The 22,435-nt window shown below is 55.3% G+C and carries 21 protein-coding genes; 20 read left to right on the forward strand and 1 reads right to left on the reverse strand.

What is annotated here, in order from left to right:
* The 20 genes from WC515_04355 to WC515_04450 form a co-directional block, all read left to right on the forward strand.
* Positions 1 to 390, forward strand: a 390-nt coding sequence (locus WC515_04355; protein ID MFA5146586.1) for a hypothetical protein, incomplete at its 5' end; no start/stop codon positions are given.
* A 49-nt stretch (positions 391 to 439) separates the two neighbouring features.
* Positions 440 to 1,132, forward strand: a complete 693-nt coding sequence (locus WC515_04360; GenBank protein ID MFA5146587.1) for a hypothetical protein — start codon at positions 440 to 442, stop codon at positions 1,130 to 1,132.
* A gap of 59 nt (positions 1,133 to 1,191) precedes the next feature.
* The gene (locus WC515_04365) at positions 1,192 to 1,986 is read left to right on the forward strand and encodes a class I SAM-dependent methyltransferase (GenBank protein MFA5146588.1); all 795 of its coding nucleotides are present in this window, start codon (positions 1,192 to 1,194) and stop codon (positions 1,984 to 1,986) included.
* Entirely contained in the window at positions 1,983 to 3,266 is a 1,284-nt protein-coding gene (locus tag WC515_04370) for an oligosaccharide flippase family protein (GenBank protein ID MFA5146589.1), read from the forward strand. The genes WC515_04365 and WC515_04370 overlap by 4 nt, the downstream gene beginning before the upstream one ends.
* Before the next feature lie 137 nt (positions 3,267 to 3,403).
* Positions 3,404 to 4,699, forward strand: coding sequence for a hypothetical protein (locus WC515_04375; GenBank protein MFA5146590.1), 1,296 nt, complete (start codon positions 3,404 to 3,406; stop codon positions 4,697 to 4,699).
* Positions 4,692 to 5,825, forward strand: a complete 1,134-nt coding sequence (locus WC515_04380) for a glycosyltransferase family 4 protein (GenBank protein ID MFA5146591.1) — start codon at positions 4,692 to 4,694, stop codon at positions 5,823 to 5,825. The genes WC515_04375 and WC515_04380 overlap by 8 nt, the downstream gene beginning before the upstream one ends.
* A 3-nt stretch (positions 5,826 to 5,828) precedes the next feature.
* On the forward strand, positions 5,829 to 6,905 hold the full coding sequence (locus WC515_04385; GenBank protein MFA5146592.1) for a glycosyltransferase family 4 protein: 1,077 nt from the start codon (positions 5,829 to 5,831) through the stop codon (positions 6,903 to 6,905).
* A 3-nt stretch (positions 6,906 to 6,908) separates the two neighbouring features.
* Positions 6,909 to 8,144, forward strand: coding sequence for a glycosyltransferase (locus WC515_04390; protein MFA5146593.1), 1,236 nt, complete (start codon positions 6,909 to 6,911; stop codon positions 8,142 to 8,144).
* A gap of 3 nt (positions 8,145 to 8,147) precedes the next feature.
* Positions 8,148 to 9,143: a radical SAM protein gene (locus WC515_04395; protein MFA5146594.1), complete on the forward strand. Its 996-nt coding sequence runs from the start codon at positions 8,148 to 8,150 to the stop codon at positions 9,141 to 9,143.
* Positions 9,140 to 10,264 carry a glycosyltransferase family 4 protein gene (locus WC515_04400; protein MFA5146595.1) on the forward strand — a complete coding sequence of 375 codons (1,125 nt, stop codon included), beginning with the start codon at positions 9,140 to 9,142 and terminating at the stop codon, positions 10,262 to 10,264. The genes WC515_04395 and WC515_04400 overlap by 4 nt, the downstream gene beginning before the upstream one ends.
* Positions 10,257 to 11,459, forward strand: a complete 1,203-nt coding sequence (locus tag WC515_04405; protein ID MFA5146596.1) for a carbohydrate-binding domain-containing protein — start codon at positions 10,257 to 10,259, stop codon at positions 11,457 to 11,459. Before WC515_04400 ends, WC515_04405 begins: the two co-directional genes overlap by 8 nt.
* A gap of 1 nt (position 11,460) precedes the next feature.
* Positions 11,461 to 12,696, forward strand: coding sequence for an O-antigen ligase family protein (locus tag WC515_04410; GenBank protein MFA5146597.1), 1,236 nt, complete (start codon positions 11,461 to 11,463; stop codon positions 12,694 to 12,696).
* On the forward strand, positions 12,689 to 14,143 hold the full coding sequence (locus tag WC515_04415; protein MFA5146598.1) for a sugar transferase: 1,455 nt from the start codon (positions 12,689 to 12,691) through the stop codon (positions 14,141 to 14,143). The genes WC515_04410 and WC515_04415 overlap by 8 nt, the downstream gene beginning before the upstream one ends.
* Positions 14,144 to 14,176: 33 nt before the next feature.
* Positions 14,177 to 14,752 carry a hypothetical protein gene (locus tag WC515_04420; GenBank protein ID MFA5146599.1) on the forward strand — a complete coding sequence of 192 codons (576 nt, stop codon included), beginning with the start codon at positions 14,177 to 14,179 and terminating at the stop codon, positions 14,750 to 14,752.
* An 8-nt stretch (positions 14,753 to 14,760) separates the two neighbouring features.
* Entirely contained in the window at positions 14,761 to 15,336 is a 576-nt protein-coding gene (locus WC515_04425; protein ID MFA5146600.1) for a methyl-accepting chemotaxis protein, read from the forward strand.
* Positions 15,337 to 15,350: 14 nt separating this feature from the next.
* Entirely contained in the window at positions 15,351 to 16,013 is a 663-nt protein-coding gene (locus tag WC515_04430) for a hypothetical protein (GenBank protein ID MFA5146601.1), read from the forward strand.
* A 130-nt stretch (positions 16,014 to 16,143) separates the two neighbouring features.
* On the forward strand, positions 16,144 to 16,872 hold the full coding sequence (locus WC515_04435; GenBank protein MFA5146602.1) for a FecR family protein: 729 nt from the start codon (positions 16,144 to 16,146) through the stop codon (positions 16,870 to 16,872).
* A 171-nt stretch (positions 16,873 to 17,043) separates the two neighbouring features.
* A complete protein-coding gene (locus WC515_04440; GenBank protein MFA5146603.1) occupies positions 17,044 to 18,297 on the forward strand; it encodes an outer membrane beta-barrel protein in 1,254 nt (417 codons plus the stop codon).
* A gap of 4 nt (positions 18,298 to 18,301) precedes the next feature.
* Positions 18,302 to 18,886 carry a polysaccharide biosynthesis/export family protein gene (locus tag WC515_04445; protein ID MFA5146604.1) on the forward strand — a complete coding sequence of 195 codons (585 nt, stop codon included), beginning with the start codon at positions 18,302 to 18,304 and terminating at the stop codon, positions 18,884 to 18,886.
* A 16-nt stretch (positions 18,887 to 18,902) separates the two neighbouring features.
* Entirely contained in the window at positions 18,903 to 20,558 is a 1,656-nt protein-coding gene (locus WC515_04450) for a polysaccharide biosynthesis tyrosine autokinase (GenBank protein MFA5146605.1), read from the forward strand.
* Positions 20,559 to 20,570: 12 nt separating this feature from the next.
* On the opposite strand, the gene WC515_04455 is transcribed toward WC515_04450, so the two are convergent.
* Positions 20,571 to 22,349, reverse strand: coding sequence for an AMMECR1 domain-containing protein (locus WC515_04455; GenBank protein MFA5146606.1), 1,779 nt, complete (start codon positions 22,347 to 22,349; stop codon positions 20,571 to 20,573).
* Positions 22,350 to 22,435: the final 86 nt, after the last annotated feature.

Below are 22,435 nucleotides of genomic sequence, written 5' to 3' on the forward strand. Positions count from 1 at the left end.
GACCCGGAATCTATCACCTCGGGCGATATAGACGGCGACTCCAGGGACGAGGTCGTGATCGACTTCGGCGCCTCTTACGGCATATGGATATGGCATGACGACGGAACATGGCTCCAGATAACCGCGGTCGACCCGGAATCTATCACCTCGGGCGATATAGACGGCGACTCCAGGGACGAGGTCGTGATCGACTTCGGCGCCTCTTACGGCATATGGATATGGCATGACGACGGAACATGGCTCCAGATAACCGCGGTCGACCCGGAATCTATCACCTCGGGCGATATAGACGGCGACTCCAGGGACGAGGTCGTGATCGACTTCGGCGCCTCTTACGGCATATGGATATGGCATGACGACGGAACATGGCTCCAGATAACCGCGGCCTGAGCGCAGGATAGATAGTGACCGTAAAGCCAAAAAGGTCTATAATAGCATCATGAAGAAGTGGTTATTGATAATTTCAGCCGTACTCGGTTTCGGCCTCATCCTCGCCATAGGCGTCACTTCCATAACAAGATCTTCCCTTAAAGAGTTTGAAGCCGGATTGAGATCACCCCCTAAATCCCCTCCGGAGAGGCCGCGCGCCCTTAAAGAGAAAACGACGGAAATAAAAGATCCGGCCGTAGAGAAGGCCGTCCCGGATACGGCCCCTGCGGTCCCGGCCCATGCGGTCGAAGCGCCGCTGCCGGAAGAGGCAGAAGAGCCGGCAACACCGGAGGAAGAGCCCCCTGCAATAGAAGAAGAGATGGTCCAGCCGTTACCCGAAGAACCGGCAGTCATAGAGGATATTCCCGCGGAGGCGGTCCCGGAGCCCACATCGCCCGCTCCGGCCGAAACGAAGACCCCTGAGATGACCGTCGAGAACGCGGCCCGGATCATCGCGGCGACGCCAGCCGTCAGGAATACGACGGGACCCGTTGCCGGGGCCGATCAGGCGGCCTCTGCCACCCCTCCGCAATCCACCCAGACCGATGCGGCCTCCGCGGCCAAGGCGTCCAATGACATAACCTCTTTCGTCCCGCAGACGAATACCGTAGGCCCGGTGCCGGCTTCCGCCAAACCCGCCAAGCAGCTCCCTCCGTTCACCCCCGTAAGGAACACAACCGGCCCGGTAAAGACGAACAAATAACAAAACGTTCAATATAGATTTGCTGATTATCATTCTCAATGATATAATTACTATATATCATGAGCAAAAGCTATACCGCGAGTTTCTATGATTGGCAGAGCGGCGCCGCGCGGTCATCGGCGGAGGAGATGGTCCCGCTCATCATCGACCTGGTCCGCCCCGCCTCGGTAGTCGACGTGGGTTGCGGCACGGGGGCATGGCTTTCCGTCTTTAAAAGACACGGCATATCGGATATCCTCGGTATCGACGGCAGTTCCGTCCGCCGCGATATGCTGGAGATACCGCCTGACCGCTTCCTCGCAGTAGACCTCGATGAGCCCGCCGGAGTGAATAGGACGTTCGACCTCGTGATCTGCCTTGAAGTGGCCGAGCACATAACGGCCGCCCGCGCAGAGCGCTTCATAGATTTTCTTGTACACCTGGGGCCGGTCGTCGTCTTCTCGGCGGCCATCCCGTTCCAGGGGGGTACCAACCATGTCAACGAACAGTGGCCCGGATACTGGTGTGACCTCTTCTCCCGGAAAGGGTATGTCGCGGCGGACTGCATAAGGAAGAGTGTCTGGCAGAACGAAAAAGTGGATTACTGGTATGCCCAGAATACGCTGGTCTTTGTCAAAAGAGAATCGGTCGACAGGTTCCCGGGCATCAAGCGCTGTTATGAGAATACGGATCCCCGGTCCCTGTCCGTAGTGCATCCGAGACTTTATCTTAAGAAGGTCGACAGGGCGCTCAGCGGCCCGGACCTGACCGAGCTGCCGGTCCTGAAGGTCATCGCGGCGCTGCCGGCGCTTATATTCAGGTCGTTCTTCAGGAAGATAATGGGGATATTCCGCCTTATCAAAGGCCGGAGATGAAGACGGGGATGCCATCATCTCTCTGGAACAGAACATTCCTTAAGAATTTTGCCTCGCTTTCTGTCCTGCAGGTCAGTAATTATATCCTGCCTCTGATAGTCCTGCCTTATCTCGTGCGGGTCATCGGCCCGGAAAAATACGGGCTGATCGCTTTCGCGCAGGCGCTCTGCCAGTATTTTGCCGTCATTACGGATTACGGTTTCTGGATGTCCGCTTCGAGGGAGATCGCCATAAACAGGGACGACGAAAAGAAGGTGTCCGAGACGTTCTCGTCCGTGATCGCGGCCCAATTCCTGCTCATGTCGGCCTGCTTCCTGGTCTTATGCGCCATGCTTCTCTTCATACCCCGTTTCAGGAACGACTCGCTAGTCTATCTCTTCACTTTTGGCACCATCCTCGGCAGCATCATGTTCCCGAACTGGTTCTTCATGGGGAAGGAACGCATGGAATTCATGGCGGTGCGGGATATACTCGTCAAGATCGTCTTTACGGTATTAATATTCGTATTTGTCAGGAAGACGGAGCACTACATCTATGTCCCCATAATAAATTTTTTCGGTTACATGTGCGTAGGGTTATTGAGCGTGTGGACGCTGGTGAGAAAATTCAGGATAAGGGTCCGCGTGCCCCGCATATCGGATATCGTCAGCCGTCTTAAGAATAACAGGCATATCTTCGTCTCCGCCATATCGTTGAATTTCTACTTTGCCACCAATACATTCTTCCTGGGCATATTCACCAACAATACGATCGTCGGTTTCTATGCCGCGGCCGAGAAGATAATCATCACCATAACGCAGATATTCAATCCGCTCTTCAACGCCGCTTATCCTTACATCGCGAAGCTCGCCAACGAGTCGAAGGAGAAGGCGCTTGAAAAGGTGAAGAGGATATCGGTCATAACGATCGCCGCCTCCTCGGCCATATTCGCGGTCTTCCTGGCGCTTTCTGACGGGATAAACCTGCTTATACTGGGACCGCGGTTCGCGGATTCCGCGGCCATATCGAGGATACTCTCTCCGGTGCTTGTGACCCTGCCCGCCGTGTGCCTCCTGGCAAATGTGATACTGGTACCCTTCAGGCTGGAGAGGCCTCTCTCGGGGATATATGTGCGCGGCTGGATATTGAATACGATAGCCCTTCTCATAGTGCTGGGCATCTTCAGGGCGGGCGCCGCCGGCGTCGCTCTGACCAACGTAACGGTGCAGGCCTCATTGGCCCTGGCGATGCTCCTGGCGGTCAAAAGATACGGGGTGATAAGATCTCAAACAGCGAGCTGAAACGCTATGCGGCGGTAGTCTCTCTCGCTATTATAGCGACCCTCGGGATATTTTTTGTCCCGCTGGCGTTATTCCTCCTCATCGCATTCCTGTCGATCGCGGTCCTCTACCTGAAGAGCCCCAAGGTCAGTGTATTGATGATCGGCATATTGCTCATATTCCAGCCGCTTATAGTAGCACTGGTGGGGCGTTATCCGGACGCGGAGCTTCTGGTCAAAAGGTCCGAAGAGCTATTCATCCTGTTTGCCTTCGGCGTCGTCTTCTTCCGGAATATCGTATTCGAAAAGAGATGGTTCAGGACCGGCATCGAGATCCCGGTACTTTTACTGGTAGCCATAGCCGTCGCGGGATCCCTTAAGAACAGGATAGTGCCCGCGCACCTGGCGGCCTTCGACCTCATGCTGCTCCTCAAGGGTTTCATGGTATATTACATAGCGTATTCCCTGCGGCCCGATATCGGGGAGATATCGTTTTCATTACGGATCCTGCTGGGCGTGGGATTGTTCATCCTGTTTTTGGGGTTCGCGGACCTGGTCTCGCCCGCGACCTTCGCGAACATGCTGCGGGATGCGGAACCGACCGAGTACAGGTTCGGGATACCGTCCATAAGCTCAATGCTCTTCCACCCGGGGGCGTTCGGCGGGCTGATGGCGTTCTTCGGGTGTTTTTCGCTGGCTTATTATCTCGTTATGAAATCACCGCGGTATCTGGGTATCGCCGCGCTCTTTTTCGCGGGCGTCTTCTTCTCGGCCAGGGTAAAGCCCATCGTGGGGATCATGTGCGCATGCCTTGTGCCCATAATGGTCCTTCCCGTAAAGAAGAGAGTGAATTTCATATTATTGCTCGCCCTGCTTCTCCTGATCACGGCCAATATCATAGGCCCGAAGGTGGGCGTGCTTTTTCATGACAAGATATATGACTACTTCCAGGGGCCAAGGGCAGGCAACTTCGCCCGCAACGTCCTCTATTCAACGAGCCTGCGCCTGGCGAAGGACTTTTTCCCATTCGGCAGCGGGTTGGGGACGTTCGGGGGATGGGTGGCCGCTCTCTATTACAGCCCCATATATGCCATATACGGCATAGACAACGTGCTGGGGCTGGAGAGGGGCGGGAAATTCCTCACGGATACGTTCTGGCCTTACATAGTGGGGCAGTTCGGTTATTTAGGGCTGGCCTGTTATCTATGGATAATAGCCGCTATATTCATGCGCCTTGCCAGGGCGTATAAGAGGTCCAGCCTAGACGCCGTAAGGGCTTTCATAATCGGGACGCTCATGATATTTACGGAGGCGCTCGTGGAATCCATCGCGGAGCCCGTATTCCTGAAACCCCCTCTCTTCTTTCTCATCTTCGCCTGCGTCGGCGTCTCCCTTTCGTTATCCGACGCTCGTATCAACGGGCAGGGCCCGGAGGAAGGAGGCAGTCATGCCTAAGATGCTCTTCCTGAAGACGTCATTCTCCGGCTCAAGCAGATATCTTATGGATGGGTTCAGGAATATGGGCTGGGAACTGACGGTGGTGGAAGTGCCTTTCCCGAAGACCGACAGGATCCTCGCCCTGGCCCTGAACTTCCGCTTCGATCCCATGGAATGGATAGCGGCGGCCCAGAACTGGCTTGGCCAATTCTATAAAAGGCCCTCTCTCTTCATGGCGAAGACGAGATTCTGCCAGGACGCCGTGGAGAGATACGGGGAGAGCGTAGACGTCATATTCCAGACGCAAAGCCTCTTCATGCCCGTAGCCGGCATAGAGGGCCTAAGGACGCCTTATACCGTATTTACGGATTATACAAATATGCTTGCCGATAAGAACCCCTATTGGCGTCCTTTCGCGCCGGCAGGGAGAGAGAGCTACGAGCTCGAAAAGAGGCTCTTCCGGAACGCGTCCGCGGTCTTCATCACCAATGAGAACGCCAGGAGGTCGCTGGTGGATGACTACGGCGTCTCCGGGGACAGGGCGGTCGTAGCCAGGTTCGGGGCGCCTTTCGATAAACTGCCGGAAGACAGGCCCAGGAGCTATGACGGCAAGACGATACTCTTCATCGGCAAGGACTTTGAGAGGAAAGGCGGATGGGTGCTCGTAGAGGCCTTCAGGAGGGTCAGGCAGGAGATACCGGCCGCCGAGCTCATCATCGCCGGGCCTCAGAAGTACGCGTTAAAGATAAGGGATGAAGGCATTTCGATCTTAGGCAGGATAGGCGACAGGGAGCGTATCGGGGGCCTGTATAAAAAGGCGTCTCTCTTTGCTATGCCCTCTTTGAGCGAACCGTCCGCCCAGGTATTCCTGGAGGCGATGGCCTATAAGCTGCCGTGCGTCAGTACGGACGTGGACGGGACTTCGGAGATAGTCAAAGACGGCCAGACCGGCCTTCTTGTCAAGCCGAAGGATGCGCAGGCGCTCGCCGGGCGCATCGTCTCCCTTTTGAAGGACCAGGACCTGATGAAGAAGATGGGCGAATACGGTTACGCGCGCGTAAGGTCCGATTTTACGTGGGAGAGGACCATAAGAGATATGGACGCGCGCCTGAGGGCCATAATAGCCGGAAAGGGCCGGCCATAGACGATGAATATACTGATGCTCGTGCCGTGGGAAGTGGATACCGTCGCCGAAGATGACGTATCGCGGCAATCGGCGAATGTACTGGTGAGGGGTGGGCGGTACTGGTTCTTCCGCCACCTGAAACGCGGCGATGTAAATATAGACGTGATCGGGAAAAGGGAAGCCCCGCTTATAGATCATATTGAGAAGCGGCTCCTCCGGTTCCATCTACTCTATCCGCTTGCGGTATCCGGACGGGTCCGGAAGTACGACATGGTATTCTGTTTCCATTCGCAGATAGGCATCGTGCTGGCGCTATTGATGAGCGTATTCGGCCCCCGGGGCATCCCGCTCATCATATTCGACGTCGAGGGGCTCGGGAGAAAGCATAATTGGTGGCAGCGCGCCCTGATAAAGAAGGCGCTCCCCGCGGTCTCTAAGATATTCTATTTTTGCACCGCCCAGAAAGAGGATTACATCAGATATTTTCCGGAGATAGGAGAGAGGGCCGTATTCGTGCCGTTCGGCATAGACGTATCCAGGTACGCTGCCGGGAGGGCGGTTGAGGAGGACCGGATCATCTCGATAGGCCATCAGGACGCCTCTTTCAGGGACTGGGGCACCCTTCTGGAAGCGTACGCGCTGGTGGGTACGAAGACCTCATTGCTCATAGTCGGCAAAGAGGATTTCGGATGCTGCGCGGTCGGGCGCAGGAGATTACCCGGCGGCGTCGAATTGGCGGGCAGGGTCGGCCTGGGCCGGCTCAACGACCTCGTCCTCAGGTCAAAGTTCGTCGTCCTGTCCCTCCCGGAACGGAGGCATTCGTTCGCCCAGATGACGCTCCTCGGGTGCATGGCGCTCGGGAAGGCCGTAATAGTTTCGAAGGTCTCGGGCGTGATCGACTACGCGGAGGACGGCAAGACAGCCCTCTTTACGAGGCCTTACGATGCGGAAGATATGAGAGATAAGATAGTGTCTCTTCTTCGCGACCCCGGCAGGGCCGCTGCCATAGGCGCGGACGCGAGAAGAGCGGTGGAGACAAGATTTACGGAAGAGATGATGGCCGCAAGTATATTTAATGCCGTATCCGGGCTGGGATGAGAGATGAAGGTACTTCTCGTAAATAAGTTCTTCTATCCGAAAGGCGGGTCCGAAAGCATCTTTTTCGATACCGCCCGGGTCCTGGTATCGAAAGGCCACAGCGTCTCCTTCTTTTCGATGGCGGATAAGAGGAACCTGCCGTCGCCTTACGGGAAATACTTCGTGGCGAATGTAGATTATGAAAATATGAATGCCGCCGCCGGGATAAGGGCCGCAGGAAAGATCATCTACTCGTTCGAGGCGGAACGCAGGATGGAGGAGCTTATAAAGGACGAGAGGCCGGATATAGCGCATCTGCACAATATACACCACCAGATCTCGCCCTCGATAATCCGCAGCCTGAAGAGACACGGGATCCCGGCGGTGATGACGATGCACGATTACAAGATGTCCTGCGCCTCGTATATGATGCTTGCCGGGGGCGCGGTCTGCGAGGCTTGCCGGGGGCGCAGGTATTATCATTGTCTCCTGAAAGGATGCGTCAAGGGCTCGAGGATGAAGAGCCTCGTCAGTACGGTCGAGATGTACCTGCACCATTCGGTCCTCAAGATATATGACATGATCGACCTATTCATAGCGCCGAGCTCATTTTTGAAGGATAAACTGTACGAAATGGGATTCCGGGGAGAGACGGTCCATATACCCAATTTCATATTCCCTGATAGCCTCGGACCCGCCCCGGACCGGGGGGGCCGGACGATCGCCTATTGCGGCAGGTTGTCCGGGGAGAAAGGCCTGAAGACGCTTATCGCGGCCATGAAAGGGGCGGGGGACCTGAGGCTAAGGATAATAGGGGACGGGCCCGACCGCAGCATGCTGGAGAAGTTCGCCGCGGAGACGGGGGCCGGGATATATTTCACCGGGCATCTTGAAGAGGCCGCCCTGCGGGAAGAGATGGCCGGGGCCGCCTTCCTCGTCCTGCCGTCGGAGTGGTATGAAAATAGTCCGAGGGTGATCATCGAGTCCTTCGCGATGGCCAGGCCGGTGATCGGCGCCGATATAGGCGGGATACCGGAACTCGTAAAAGACGGGCATACCGGATTTACTTTCAAGCCGGGGGATCCCCGGGACCTGGGGGAGAAGATCAGGTATCTTGCGGACCATCACGATAAAGCGCTGGAGATGGGCAGGAACGCAAGGCGGTTCGCCGCGGAGGAGCTGAACGGCGAAAAATATTACGGGTCATTGATGAAGGCCTACGGGCGGGCGTTCGAAAGATCCGGCAAAAAGGGGTCCTGAAAGATGTTCGGGTCGAAAAGCAGATTATACGGTTCGGTGATAGTGACCTACAGGTGCAACGCGCGCTGCAACATGTGCAACGTCTGGGAGCACCCGACGGGCTCCGGCGAAGAGATAGGCCCGGACGTCATCAAAAAACTTCCCCGCATGTCCTTCTGCAACGTGACCGGGGGGGAGCCGTTCGTGAGGCAGGACCTGCCCGATATAGTGGCCATCCTGCGGCAGAAGGCAGACCGTATCGTCATAAGCACGAACGGATATTTTACCGACAGGATAACGGACCTGTGCAGGAGATACCCGGGCACAGGCATACGTATAAGCATAGAAGGGCTGCGGGGATCGAATGACGCCATAAGGGGGATACCGCAGGGGTTCGACAGGGCATGGCAGACGCTTTTAGAGTTGAGGGATATGGGCATGAAAGATATAGGTCTTGCCATGACCGTGCAGGATTCCAACGCTAAGGACCTCACGGCCCTTTATCAGCTCGCCCTGGGTCTCGGTTACGAATTCGCGACAGCGGCGCTGCATAACTCGCACTATTTCCACAAGAGAGACAACGTCATACGCAATAAAGAGGAAGTTATAAAAGAGTTCGGGAAGCTCATAACGCTTCTCCTGAAGTCGAAGAAGCCCAAGGACTGGTTCCGGGCATATTTTAATTACGGCCTGATAAATTACATAAGGGGTAAGAAGAGGTTCCTGCCGTGCGAGATGGGGCAGGACGGGTTCTTCCTCGACCCCTTCGGTGATGTACTCGCCTGTAACGGGATGGACGAGAAGATGCCGATGGGGAACCTGAAGGACCAAACCTGGGAAGAGATATGGGATAGCCCGAGGGCAAGAGATGTGCGCGATAAGGTGAAGTACTGCACCAGGAATTGCTGGATGATAGGGAGCGCCGCGCCGGCGATCAGGCATCATCCTATGGGGCCGGTCGCGTGGGTGCTGGCCAATAAATTAAGGGTCATGTTCAATAAAGAGATCGACCTGAGATGAAGAATATCAAAGTAGCCGTTTTGGGGACAAGAGGTTTTCCCGGAGTGCAGGGAGGCGTGGAGGCGCATTGCGAAAAATTGTACCCGCGCCTTGCCTCTCTCGGGTGTGACGTGACCGTCTTCACCAGGGCGCCTTATGTGGATACGGGTATAGGAGAATATAAGAAGGTAAGGCTGGCGGCTCTTACGTGCCCCAGGAGCAAGAACTTCGAAGCGATAATCCACACCGTGAAGGGTATCTTTGCGGCCGGAAAGATGAGGCCGGATATACTCCATATCCACGCCATAGGCCCGTCTCTCCTCGTCCCGCTGGCAAAGCTCCTGGGCCTTAGAGTGGTGATGACAAATCACGGCCCGGATTACAAAAGGAAGAAGTGGAATTTCATAGCCAGGTTCGCCCTGAGGATGGGGGAGCGCATGGGAAGCCGTTTCGCGGACGGTGTGATATGCATATCCGAAAAGATAGGAAGAGATATCAGGATAAGATACGGCCGGGATGCCGACGTGATACCAAACGGGGTGGAGGCCCCCGTGATATTGAGATCGGAAGAGGCCCTGAAAAAGTATTCTTTGACCGGCGGCAGGTACATATTGACGGTCGGCAGGTTCGTGCCCGAAAAGGGGTTCGACTATCTGATAGATGCATTCGCCATGGCCTCGCCTGAGGGCTGGAAACTTGTGATAGCAGGCGATGCCGACCATGAAGACAGGTACAGCAGGGCCCTTAAGAAGAAGGCCGCCGGCCGGAAGGATGTTGTCCTCACAGGGTTCCTGAAAGGCAGGGACCTGGGAGAGCTGTACAGCCGCGCCGGCCTATTCGTCCTTCCTTCGTATTATGAAGGGCTGCCCATAGCGCTTCTCGAGGCGATGAGCTACGGCCTTTCGTGCGTGGCGAGCGCCATCGATGCCAATAGGGAGGTGCCCCTCCCCGGCGGGCGTTATTTCGCCGCAGGCGACACCGGCGCGCTGGCCGGGAAGATAAGAGAGTTCACGGCCAGGCCTTTCAGCGGCGAAGAGAGCTTGTCGGAGAGGAAGACGGTCCTGGAAAAGTATGACTGGGATGTAATAGCGGGAAAGACGCTCGAAGTATACCGCAGGATATCAGGCGGACGCAATGTATAATAACGGACGGCACATCGTGAATTTTGCGCTTGCGGCAATCTGCCTCTTGCTGGCGGTGCCTATAGCCATGCCCCTGGCCGCGGAGATAGCGTACAATAACGCCGAGCGGCTGGAGGGCCGCCTGCAGTACGCAGGCGCGCTGGCGGATTACAGGAACGCCATTCGGGCAGATCCCCTGAGCGCCCGCTACAGGTCGGGCTATGGGGCGTTCCTCCTCAGGCGCAGCGCGGACCAGAAGGGCAGGATCGCCATATACTGGCTCGAGGAAGCGGTGCGGTCGTTCTCGTATGCCGCTGAACTCAATCCGAGGAGCGCAGAGACCGAACTGAACATGGCCCAGGCCAAGATGCGGCTCTTCCTGTATAACGTGCGGGAGAAGCGGCTCAAGGACGAGGCCTTTGTCCACTTCAGGAATGCTCTTAAGAACGACCCCAATGGTTTCAACATATCCTATTCGGCCGGCTACTCCGGGATAGTGGCATGGAAATTTTTGAACGACGGAGAGAGGCGCCTCGTCCTGGACAGGTTACGGTACAGCATATCTCTCAGGCCTTCATATAGCAGGCACATCTATCCGCAGCTCTGGCGGTATACGAAAGATCTCGGCCCCCTCAAGGAGGTCACCCCGGATACGCTAGAAGCCAACGAGGGCCTGTATTATTTCATAGTGGATAATAACCTGAAAGAATTGATACCGGAAGGGCGCGCCAGGGTCGATCTCTTCAGGGAAAGAGAACGCCCGGAGGAGGTCTCCGCAGAGAGGGATGCGGAACGCAGGAGGATAGAGGTCATAAAGACCGGCCGCGGCGCCGCCCCGGCGGCCGCTTCGGTCGGGCAGGAGGATTGGCGCGGCACCGATCATTCCGGTAAAAATCCTTACGTCAACGGCGCCATGTACTGGGGAGGGGCGGTGGATGCGGTGATAGAGATGCCGCCGGGCCCGTCGGTAGTGAGGATCAAGGCAAGAGGTTCTCCCGTCGAAAAGGTCTACCCGTATATGGTCGTGAAGCTGGATGCCGAAGAGATCGGAGAGGCCTTCGCGGAGAGCCCGGAATGGAAAGAGTACTCTTTCAAGGTCAGGACGGACGGCGGGGCAAAGGTCCTCAGCGTCATATTTATGAACGACCTCGCCACCGATGCGGAGGACAGGAACCTCTTTGTAGGTGAGGCCGTGATAACCAAAGACGGGGAATGACATGTATAGGGCTTTTCTGTTGAGCGGCGTCTCCTTCCTTCTCGTCTTCGCGCCTGTCGCGCGCGGGGCGGTGAGGATATGGTCGATCACACCGGTGCTGCTTATAGAGTTGCTGCTCGTGTTTGCCTGGTTGTGGAGGGTAAATAACAGGGTCCACAGTCCACAGTCCACGGTCCACAGAAAATTCGCGAGGACGGAGATAGACCTGCCGATCGCGCTCTTTGTGATCCTGGCAGTCGTCTCGGCCTTCTTATCCGTATATAAACACGATAGCATATATGCCGTCATGAAACTTTTCGGGTATGTGGGCGTATATTATCTGGTCGTGAACGAATTCGACCGCGAAATGATAAAAAGGCTTTTGAATATAGTCATATTCACCGGCGCGGCCCTCTCCCTCTGCGGCATTATGCAATATGCGGATCTCCTGCCGCGCGAATGGTGGGTCCCCAAAGAATTTTTGGCCGCCACATATGTCAACCATAACCATTTCGCGGGGTATCTGGAGCTGGTGATACCGGTAGTAATAGGAATGATAGTAAATGGAGTTAGGAGTCGGGAGTTAGGAGTAAGAAGGAAAGAGATAGTGCTCGTCATGGCGCTCGTCATGATGATGGCGGCTTTCATACTGGCGCAGTCGCGGGGGGCATGGTGCAGTCTGGGGTTCGCGGTCCTGGTCATGATAGCCATTCTCGGAAAGAGCAGATCAGGCCGGGGGAGACATTTTTTTATGATCTTCGTCCTCCTCTTCATAACGTTCCTGTCGATATATCTCAATATAGACCTCATAACACAGAGGATCGACCAGCCCGCCGGGGAGGCGTCGCTCGCCATCCGCATGAAGATATGGCGCGGCAGCATGGAGATGCTGGCCCGCAACCCTTTCACCGGAACGGGCATCGGCACATTCATCTGGGCATTTCCCCGGTTCAGGCCTCCGGAACTGCAGGTGATGGCGAACTTCGCGCATAACGATTACCTGCAGATGGCCGCGGAGATGGGCCTGGCCGCTCCGGCGATCATGCTTTGGATATTTATATCGGCTATACGGCGCGGGGCGGCTAAAGGGGCTTCGCATCCCGTACGGCTCGGGTGTGCCATGGGGGCCCTGAGCCTGGCTATCCATGGTATCACTGATTTCAATTTTCATATCACGGCAAATATGCTATTATTCACTGTATATCTTGCCGTCATAATGAAAGGGCGCGCCGGGAACGGAGGAACGGATAATGCTTAAGGAAAAGGACGCTGTCATCCGGAAGGCGATGTTGCTATTCGATGCCTTCGTCGTCTCCGTATCGTTCTCGATAACATTCCTCCTCAGGCAGAACCTGAAGTCGTTCTACAAGCTGGATATGATCCCTTCGACGGATATCATCACCGACATGTCCGGCGCCTCGCTCAACGATTATCTCGTCGTCCTCTTCTTCATAGTCCCCATATGGTGCATCATGCTCTACCTGTCGGGCATGTACCGTTCCATGCGCACAAAGACGATCCTGGAAGCTGTCTGGATCCTCATAAAGGCCTCGTTCTTCACAACCCTTGCCTTCGGCACCATCGTCTTCCTCTTCAAGATGAAATTCGTGAGCAGGGCCTTCTTCGTCATATTCCTGGCCCTGAGCTCTCTTGCCATACTGACCGAAAAGATCGTCATATTTTCGATCATGCATTACGTGAGGCGCCAGGGGTATAACTACAGGCGGTTCATCGTGGTCGGCACCGGGAAGCGCGCCGCCAGGTTCATCGAGAGGATAAGGCACCACCCGGAGTGGGGCCTGAGGATAGAAGGTATAGTGGACTATGAGAAGGAGCATGTGGGGAGGGAGGTCGAAGGGGTGAAGGTCATAGGGACTCTCGAAGACCTGCAGAGGATACTACATGACAACCCGATAGACGAAGTGGTCTTCATAGTCCCGCGCGCGGTCCTGAGCCGTATAGAGGGTTCCGTATACATATGCGAGACCGAAGGGGTGAAGGCCACCATCGCGGTGGACCTCTTCGACGTGAGGGTCGCCAGGTCGCGCCTTACGGAACTCGAGGGTGTGCCCCTGATAACGTTCGAGACGACGTTCGCGGAGGAATGGCAGCTCTTCATCAAGAGGGCCGTCGATATCATCGCCTCCGGTATAGGCATAATCGCCTTAAGCCCGCTCTTCCTGGTGACGGCCCTTCTGATAAAGATGACATCGCCCGGGCCGGTCTTCTACAGGCAGAAGAGGGTCGGGCAGAACGGCCGCCGCTTCGTCCTTTATAAATTCCGGTCGATGTACGAAGGGGCTCACGAAAAATTATCGGAATTGATGGCCATGAACGTCATGAAGGGGCCCGTTTTCAAAATGAAGGACGACCCGAGGGTTACGCCGCTCGGCCGGCTCCTGAGGAAACTGAGCATAGACGAGCTCCCGCAGCTCTTCAATGTCTTCATGGGCCAGATGAGCCTCGTCGGCCCGAGGCCGCCGCTCGCCAAAGAGGTGGCTCAGTACGAGCCCTGGCAGAGGAGGCGCCTCTCGATGCGGCCCGGCATCACCTGTATCTGGCAGATAAGCGGCAGGAACAATATAGATTTTGAGGACTGGATGCGGCTCGATCTGGAGTATATCGACAACTGGTCATTGTGGCTCGACTTCAAGATCCTCGTGAAGACGATACCGGTGGTGCTCTTCGGGATAGGCGCTTACTGAGGCCGGTCGTCTATTTTATGAGAAGGAGATAATATGGTGAAATTGCACAAGATACGGTTAGTTGCAGCGCTCTTCCTGTGCGCGGCCGTTTCCGGAGGCTGCGCCCCGAGACATGCCGACGATGATAAAGTGATCGCCCGCGTAAACCGTTACGAGATGACGCTGGAGGACCTCCGGGACGAGCTTGCCACGAGGGGCGCCGGAGGCAGACACCTCGCCGCAGGGACTTCGCTGCCGACGGATGACCTGCTCGACGAGCTTATCACCAAAAAGGTCCTGGTGCAGGAGGCGCAGAGGCAGGATTTCGACAAGGACAGGATGTTCATGAAGGAGATAGAGCGGTACTGGGAACAGGCGCTCATAAAGATCCTGCTCAAGAAGAAGACGCGCGAGCTCGCCCGGACCATCAAGGTGAGCGATGAAGAGGCGCGCGACGAATACGGGCGCATCAAGGAGGAGGAAGGCGGCAGGGTAGAGCCGTATGAGATGATGGCGAGCGGGATAAAGAACGACCTCCGTTACCGCAAGATCCAGGAGGCCCTGGATAAGTGGGTCATCTATCTGAAGAAGGAAGCCAACGTCAGGATATACAAAGAGAATATAAAGTGAGGTGAAATATGGAGACGTCCCACAGGAACAGGAGAAGGAACTATTTCATAAAGAAGAGATTCCAGACGTCTTTTATAATTAAATTCTGCTCCCTCGTGGTGCTGGGAGCCGTTATCTCGGGCGCCATCATATACGCCATGTCGAAGGCGACGGTCACCACGACATTCGATGATTCCCGGCTTACAATAAAGAGCACGGCCGACTTCATCCTCCCGGCGGTGCTACTGGCGAGCGCCGTCGTCATCATCGTCATAGGCCTCGCTACGATAGTCATGACGCTATTCACGTCGCACAGGATAGCCGGTCCTCTCTACCGTATGGAAAAGGACGTCGGCCACGTCGCGCTGGGTAACTTCAACAAAAGGTTCAGCCTGCGCCACGGGGATGAGATCAAGCCGCTCGCCGAGAGCCTCGACGCGATGGTCTCGATGCTGAGGGTGGAGATAAATACGATAAAGGACCTCGTCCGCGAACTCAATTCGGACGCGGCCGCGATCGAAAAGGACGACGGTGTCAAACTGCCGCCGCGGTTCAAAAAGAGATTAGCCGACCTTATGACAGTGATCGAGAAGTTCAAGACGTAATTCAACCGGATACAATGCAGATATCGTTCCCGACACGTAAAAATTTGCTGGACCCGAAGATCATGGCGCTCTCATTCGCGGTGGCCGCCGCCTCTTTTTGCGCGCCCCTATTCGGCGAATATGCGGAGTCGCTGAAGGGGACCGGCGATGCGGCCGCGAGCGCCGTCGCGGAAGGTGCGCCGCCCGCCGCGGCCCAGGAAGAGTGGCGGTCGACGGAGAGCGAGTTCTTCACCATATATTACCGCCCGGACGCAAGCCTCAAATCGATGGACAGGAAGTTGCGCCGCCGGGGGTATTATATGAGCTGGGGCAGGTCTTCCGAGGTCCTGCCCGGTTCCGGGGCTAGCATAGCCCGGAGGATGGACTCGATCTTCGGTAGGGTCGAAGAGGTCCTCGACATGTATCCCAGGAATATGCATATAAAGATCAGGATCTTCAGGGACAGGGAAGAGCTGAGCGAAGAGTATAACAGGATCTTCCATAAGAGCGCCCATTTCAAGTCGTTCTACGTCCACAAACATGAGACGATCTACACCTCCGAAGAGGATATATCCGACTCGGTCATCTCTCACGAGATGGGGCATGCCATAGTCGACCACTATTTTGCTATAATCCCCCCTCCGAAGATACGAGAACTTCTCGCATCATACGTCGATACACATCTGGATGAGGAATAGGATGGTACAATTCTGTTAGGTAATAAAAAAGCATGATTTAGTCGATTGACGTCTAGATGAAATTATGATATATTAGTATCACAAACTATAAACAGACCCGGTTATATCACACTCTATGGAGGAAAAGACGATGCGAATATTGAAATTTTCATTACTTGCCGTATGTGCGCTGTCTATACTATTTATAGCGACCGCATCCCAGGCAGCGGGCGGACTGACCGTGGCAGAGATCACCGGGAAGGTGCTCGTCAAGATACAGCCATCCGCGGAATGGGCGCCGGCAGCCAAGGGCCAGGTCCTCAACGGCCAGGATGCCATAAAGACGGAAGCGGACGGCGGTGCCCTCCTGGAGCTTCCGGACAAGAGCAGCGTTACATTGAAAGCGAATTCCGAGCTGGCGGTAGAGGCGATCCTGTGGGAAGATGCCTCCAAGAAGGTGGGGCTCAACCTTCCTGACGGGGAGCTCAGGGCAATATTGAATAAACTTGGCCCCGATTCCGAATTTACGGTGAAGACGCCGACCGCCATATGCGGCGCAAGAGGGACGATCTTCTACCTGCTGTCGAGGGGCCTGAAGACGAGGGTATTCGTCGAAGACGGCCTGATAGAGTTCATCAATACTAAGAGCGGCGAGAAGAAGGACGTCGGCGAGGGCAACTATTCGGATGCCAACGATGACGGTACCATTACGGAGCCGGGCGCGCCTTCAGAGGGTGACAAGAAGGAGATGACATCCGGTTGGGATACGGGTCTGGTAGCCGAACCGTACAGCGAGCCCGCAGGCGATAATGCAGGCGGGACCGAAGATGATATACAGCCGGCAGCTGTGATACAGGAGACGCACGCAAGCCAGATATAAAGAACGACAAATATTCAAAGAGATCAAAGAAGGGGCCTTTTGAGGCCTCTTCTTTTTGTCCCGCCGGAATTGTCTAAAAAGCTCTTGACAATTATCCCCTTAATGATAAGATTTTAATATTATTATGTCAATAAACTATATATCGGTCCACCAACCACACGAAAGAGCCAGATGAAGATAATGAGCTTGCGGGGCGTACGTCCCATCCTGACGGGTTATCTTGTAATATCGTTCCTCTTCTCCTATTCCTGCGGTCCGTCTTATGCTGCCCTCCTCAACAAGGACCTTCCCCAGAGAGAAGGCGTCAAGCTGGGCAGCAGCAATATGATATTTCACTCCGCTTTTTCACAGGAAGAGCAGTACGATTCCAACGTCTACCTCACCGATTCCGACCTGCGGTACGATCTCGTGAGCATAATGAACCCGTCCCTGGGTATCGAGATACCGTTCAGGGATAACAGCATAAGCGCCGATTACGACTGCAATATGGTCTTCTTCGGCCACCAGGTCGAGCAGGACCACATAGACCACCGGGTGAGGGGCCTCATCGATATAAACCTCACGGACTATAAGATCGAGGTCAAGGATATGTTCAGGCACTTCACCGACAGGTCCGGTTCCGAAAATACGGCCCGGCTCAAGAGGGACACCAACGATCTCGACGCGGAGATATCCGCGGAGTTTGAGCGTTTCGGTTTCAGGGCGGGATATTCCAACAGCATAGAGGACTACCTGACCACCGATATATCCTTTGACCCGTTGACTTACGAGGACAGGAGCACAATGAGGCACGACGTCATGGGCGAACTCAGTTACCGGTTCATGCCCAAGACGCTCTTCCTCCTGGAGACGGACCTCGGCTACGTCGATTACTACAACTGTTCCCTCGTCCCGAACTCCTGGTATACCGAAACGGTGGCCGGCATAAAGGGCGAGTGGTTCAGCAGGGCAAACGTCAATTTTAAGGCCGGTTTCAGGTACCAGCACTATGAGTCGTCGGACCTGATAGACGATAAGCCGTATATAGGGCCGGTATTGCGCGGCGGTTTCGACTATTACATCACCGAAGACGATACCCTGGGGGTGAGGGCCGAGAGGACCATATATGAATCGACCTACGACAAGATGAACTATTACAACGTGAACCTCATAGGGTTCGACTATACGCATAAATTCAGCGATAAGCTTTCGGTCTCGGCCGCCGGTTTCTACCAGATCAACCTCTATCCCAGCGAGACGACGGAGAACGGCAAGACCGGGAAGAGGTACGACAATTTCTTCGGCGGATCATGCGGTGTGCGTTATGACGTGCGTAAATGGGTCTCGGTCGAAGCCAGGTACGAATATAACCAGAGGATATCGAGGTTCGATACGTTCGATTACGCGGATAACCTGATATCGCTGCGCGGGACAGTCGGGTTCTGATAATATGACAAAGATCTTATCGGTGTTCGTTTCGGCAGTGCTGGCATTATGCCTCATATCCCCGGATCTCTTTTCGGCCGAGAGGCCGGAGTACCGCATACAATCTTCGGATGTCCTCTCGATAACCGTGCACGGCCAGCCCGATCTCGCCACAAAGACGAGGGTCACCCAGGACGGGTATATATCGTTCCCTTTGATAGGAAAGGTCGCCGCCAAGGGGCTCACCGTCCAGGAGCTGGAGCAGACGATAAAAGAGATGCTCGAGAAGAGCTACCTGGTGAACGCGGCGGTCCTCGTCTTCATCGAGGAGTACCATCCCAGGCAGGTCTCGGTCATAGGAGAGGTGAAGAGCCCCGGTAAATACGACATGCCGGGCGAGAAGAACATAACCCTGATGCAGTCGATCGCGATGGCGGGCGGTTTCACCAAACACGCCGAGGTCACGAGGATACGCATCATGAGGATAGAGAACGGCGAGAAGAAGACCTTCGTGGTGAACTCAAAAGAGATCACCGATAAGGGGGATAAGGACAAGGATATGCTGCTTGAGGCCGAGGACATTGTCTTCGTGCCGGAGAGTTTCTTCTAAAGAAAGAACGGTATAAATGCACGCTTCCCAGCCCATCAACGAAACCTTACACCTGCAGGACTATATCAACGTGGTGCGCCACAGGCGCGACGTCGTGACCCTCTTCTTCGCCACCGTCGTCCTGGTCGTTGCGATAGGCAGTTTCGTTATGATGCCCATATACCGGGCGACCGCGGTGCTACTTATAGATGTCGAAAGCCCGAATGTGCTCACCACGTCGGGGACCGTGGCCCTCGAGTCGCAGAACTACTATTCCTATAAAGAGTATTACCAGAGCCAGATAGAGATAATAACTTCCGAGGCGCTCATCAGGAAGGTATTCGATGAATTCGGCCTCGGCAAGATGAGGGAGTACGCGAAGGCGAGAGAGCCGATCAAAAAATTCATAAAGACAATAAGGGTGGAGCCGGTGCGCGACACGCGGCTATTCAGGTTGAACGTCGATAACAGGGACCCGGAGGTCGCCAGGAAGATAGCGAACCGGCTCGCCGAGATATACGTGAAGCGGAACCTGGCCTACATAAGCAAGAACGAACTGCTGAACCTGCTGAAGAACGAATACCTGAAGCTGGAGACGCGGCTTTCCGAATATACCAAGGTCTATAAGGAGGACCACCCCGAGATGATACGTCTCCGCAAGGAGATGTCGGAACTTGTAACGAAGATAGAGCGAGAGAAGGAATCGGCCATCACTTACGATATAGGGGACATGGAGTCCAAGACCGAATACCGCCATACCCTAGAGGGCCTGAAGGCCAATAACGTAAGCATACTCACCCTGGCCGAGACGCCGCGCATACCGATAAAGCCCAAGAAACTCCTGAACATAATCATAGCGATAGTGGTGGGGCTGGTCGGCGGGACCGCCCTCGCGTTCTTCTTCGAATATATGGATAATACTGTAAAGGACGTCGAAGAGATAGAGCGGATGACGCACTGGCCCATACTCGGTAACGTCCCGACGATAGACGCCTCCGGCAAGATGGCGGAAGGGGAGAAGGACCTGTACGTCCATATAAGGCCGAAGGACCCGATATCCGAGATGTACCGCTCGATCAGGACCAGCATATTGTTCTCGGCGACGGAAGAGCATCCCATAGACAGCATTATCGTAACGAGCCCCGGGCCCCAGGAAGGGAAGACGCTGATGTTGTGTAACCTCGGCATCGCGATGGCCCAGAACCAGAAACGCGTGCTCCTTGTGGATGCCGACATGCGGAGGCCCCGCCTGCACGAGGCCTTCAAGATACATAACGAGACGGGGTTAAGCGATTTCCTCTCGGGACAGGCGCCTTTCGATAAGCTGGTCCAGAAGACCGAAATAGAAGGTCTCTCTATAGTGAGCGGGGGACCTCATCCGCCTAACCCGTCGGAGCTCCTGGCGAGCGTCAGGATGAAGGAATTCATAAAGACGGCCAAAGAGAAGTTCAATTTCATAATATTCGACACGCCCCCGTCGGCTATCCTTACCGACGCCATCATCCTCTCGAGGGCCGTCGACGGTACGGTGATGGTGATCGAAAGCGGGAAGACCGAGCGCAAACTCCTCAGCAGGGTCTGCCGGCTCTTCGCCGATTCAAGGGTGTACGTAATAGGCGTCCTGCTGAACAAGATCCGCATCAAGTCGAGCGAATACGGTTATTACTCTTACTATTACGGCAAGTTGGATTGAACCCGGCGCGAGTCACTCCCCGAACAACCCGCTCTCATAGGCCTTCACCAGCGCCCTCGACGCGTGCTGTACGTAGTCGACACGGATAGGGTCCCTCTCAAGCGATTGCCTGAACCCCCCGGCCGCCCTGGAAGCGTTCTTCAGATAAAAAGAGTTCTCTTTGGTGAACTGCGTCTGCAGGATGAACCTTGTCCCCAGCCTTATCGACTCGGAGTACTTCGCGGCGCGGGCCGTGTCGCCCGTCTCGCGCGCTAACCTGTACGCGTCATTGATGCCTTCGAGGTAGACCGAGGTCGAACATCCCCTGGGCGTGCCTTTCGTAAAACCGCCTATCTCGTCAGGGTGGCCGCTTTCGAATACCTGGTAGTTATCTATGCTCCAATCGTTCATCTCGAATATGAAATCGGCAAGAGACCGGTCCTTTGTATGCCGGTATAAGAGGTAATATGTCTGCGTGTGCCACGGTATGAATGCGGCGTTCTTATTTGCCCTCCAATGGTCCCTGTAATAGGGGAAGGCCTTCTTCACGGATCCGAGATATGCCTCGTCCCCCGTTGCCGCGTAAAGGTGCATCAGGCCGAGCATCGCCTCTCCCGGGGCATAGTCGATCCCGTCGTTACCCTTTTTGATGAAGTCCGTGTCGTATGAGCCGTCCGGGTCCTGCATCGCCAGGATGCCGTCCCCGAGACGTTTCAGGACCCCGCCCTTATCCGGACGGTCGGTATTGAGGAGGGCAAGTATCATGAAGGCATTGTAGGCGATGGAGGCCCTCCCGTCGATGACGAAGAATGAGTAGCCGCCTTCATCGCGCAGACGGCCGAGGTAGTAGTCGATCTCGCGCTCTATCAGCTCGTCCGATGAGCCGTCCCGCAGGAAACGGCGCAATTCCGTGATGGCCCAGAGCGCCGCCATCTGGCGGGGGTGGTTATTCTTTTCCGAATAGAGGTCCCTGGCCGGAGAGTATGCATATTGCGTCATGCCGGACCCCGGATCGACGTTATTGAGGAACCACCCGTAGCCGAGGGATATCCTCTCCAGGATCGCGGATCTCGTTATATCATGCGCGTCTACCGGGACATTGAAACGGTAAAGGTCGGTGGTGCGGCGCCGGGCATCGCTCCTGAAGACGACGGAATCGTATAGGTATATCTCAATATCTTTGCCGAGGTAGCCGTCTTCCGGCAGGCCGGCCTTTTTGGAAAGCTGCTTCATCGCCGTTTCGAGCCCGATATTGGCCGTGATCATCACCGACGGTATGAAATACGTATGCTTGCCGCCTTTAGAGACCGACAGGCCGTGTATGCCCGGCTCCGCGTATCTTTTCAGATAAGCGAGGTCGTTCTGCGCCATCCTCCTGCCGTTATAGAGGAAGCTTATCACGACCGAGACATCTTTGAGGCCGTCCTTGGTAAGGTCCTTTTTGAACCGCCTGTCCCCGGTCACGTTGATGGTCGCTTTCCTGATATCGGCCAGGACCCTGTTGATATCCTTCGGCCTGTAGCTATTCCCCTGGCATCCTATGAGGGTGTTACCGTAGTAGACCGAGACGAAGACGATGTCGTAATCCGGATCTGGCGCACCCGTCTCCGGCACCGGTATCTTCGGCACGGCCTCCCCGTCCAGGCAGCGGCCCAGGACGAAGTATACGTACCCGGCCAGGAATTTCTTCTCTTTATATGTGAGGTCTTTTACGGAAGAGGCGCTCGCGGCGGATGGTCCCGTCGAAGGGGCGAACGTCGAGAAATATGATAAGATCGTTACAGCGGCTAAGATCTTTCTTCCGAGTGTCATCGGGAAAGATTTTAGCACATCCTCAACTTAATGAGAACAGAAAATTTGCGGAAAAATAGAGTTTACACTTGCCGAAACGCGATTAC

It is taken from the genome of Candidatus Omnitrophota bacterium (assembly GCA_041650805.1).
Taxonomy (GTDB): Bacteria; Omnitrophota; Gorgyraeia; order 2-01-FULL-45-10; family 2-01-FULL-45-10; genus JBAZKM01.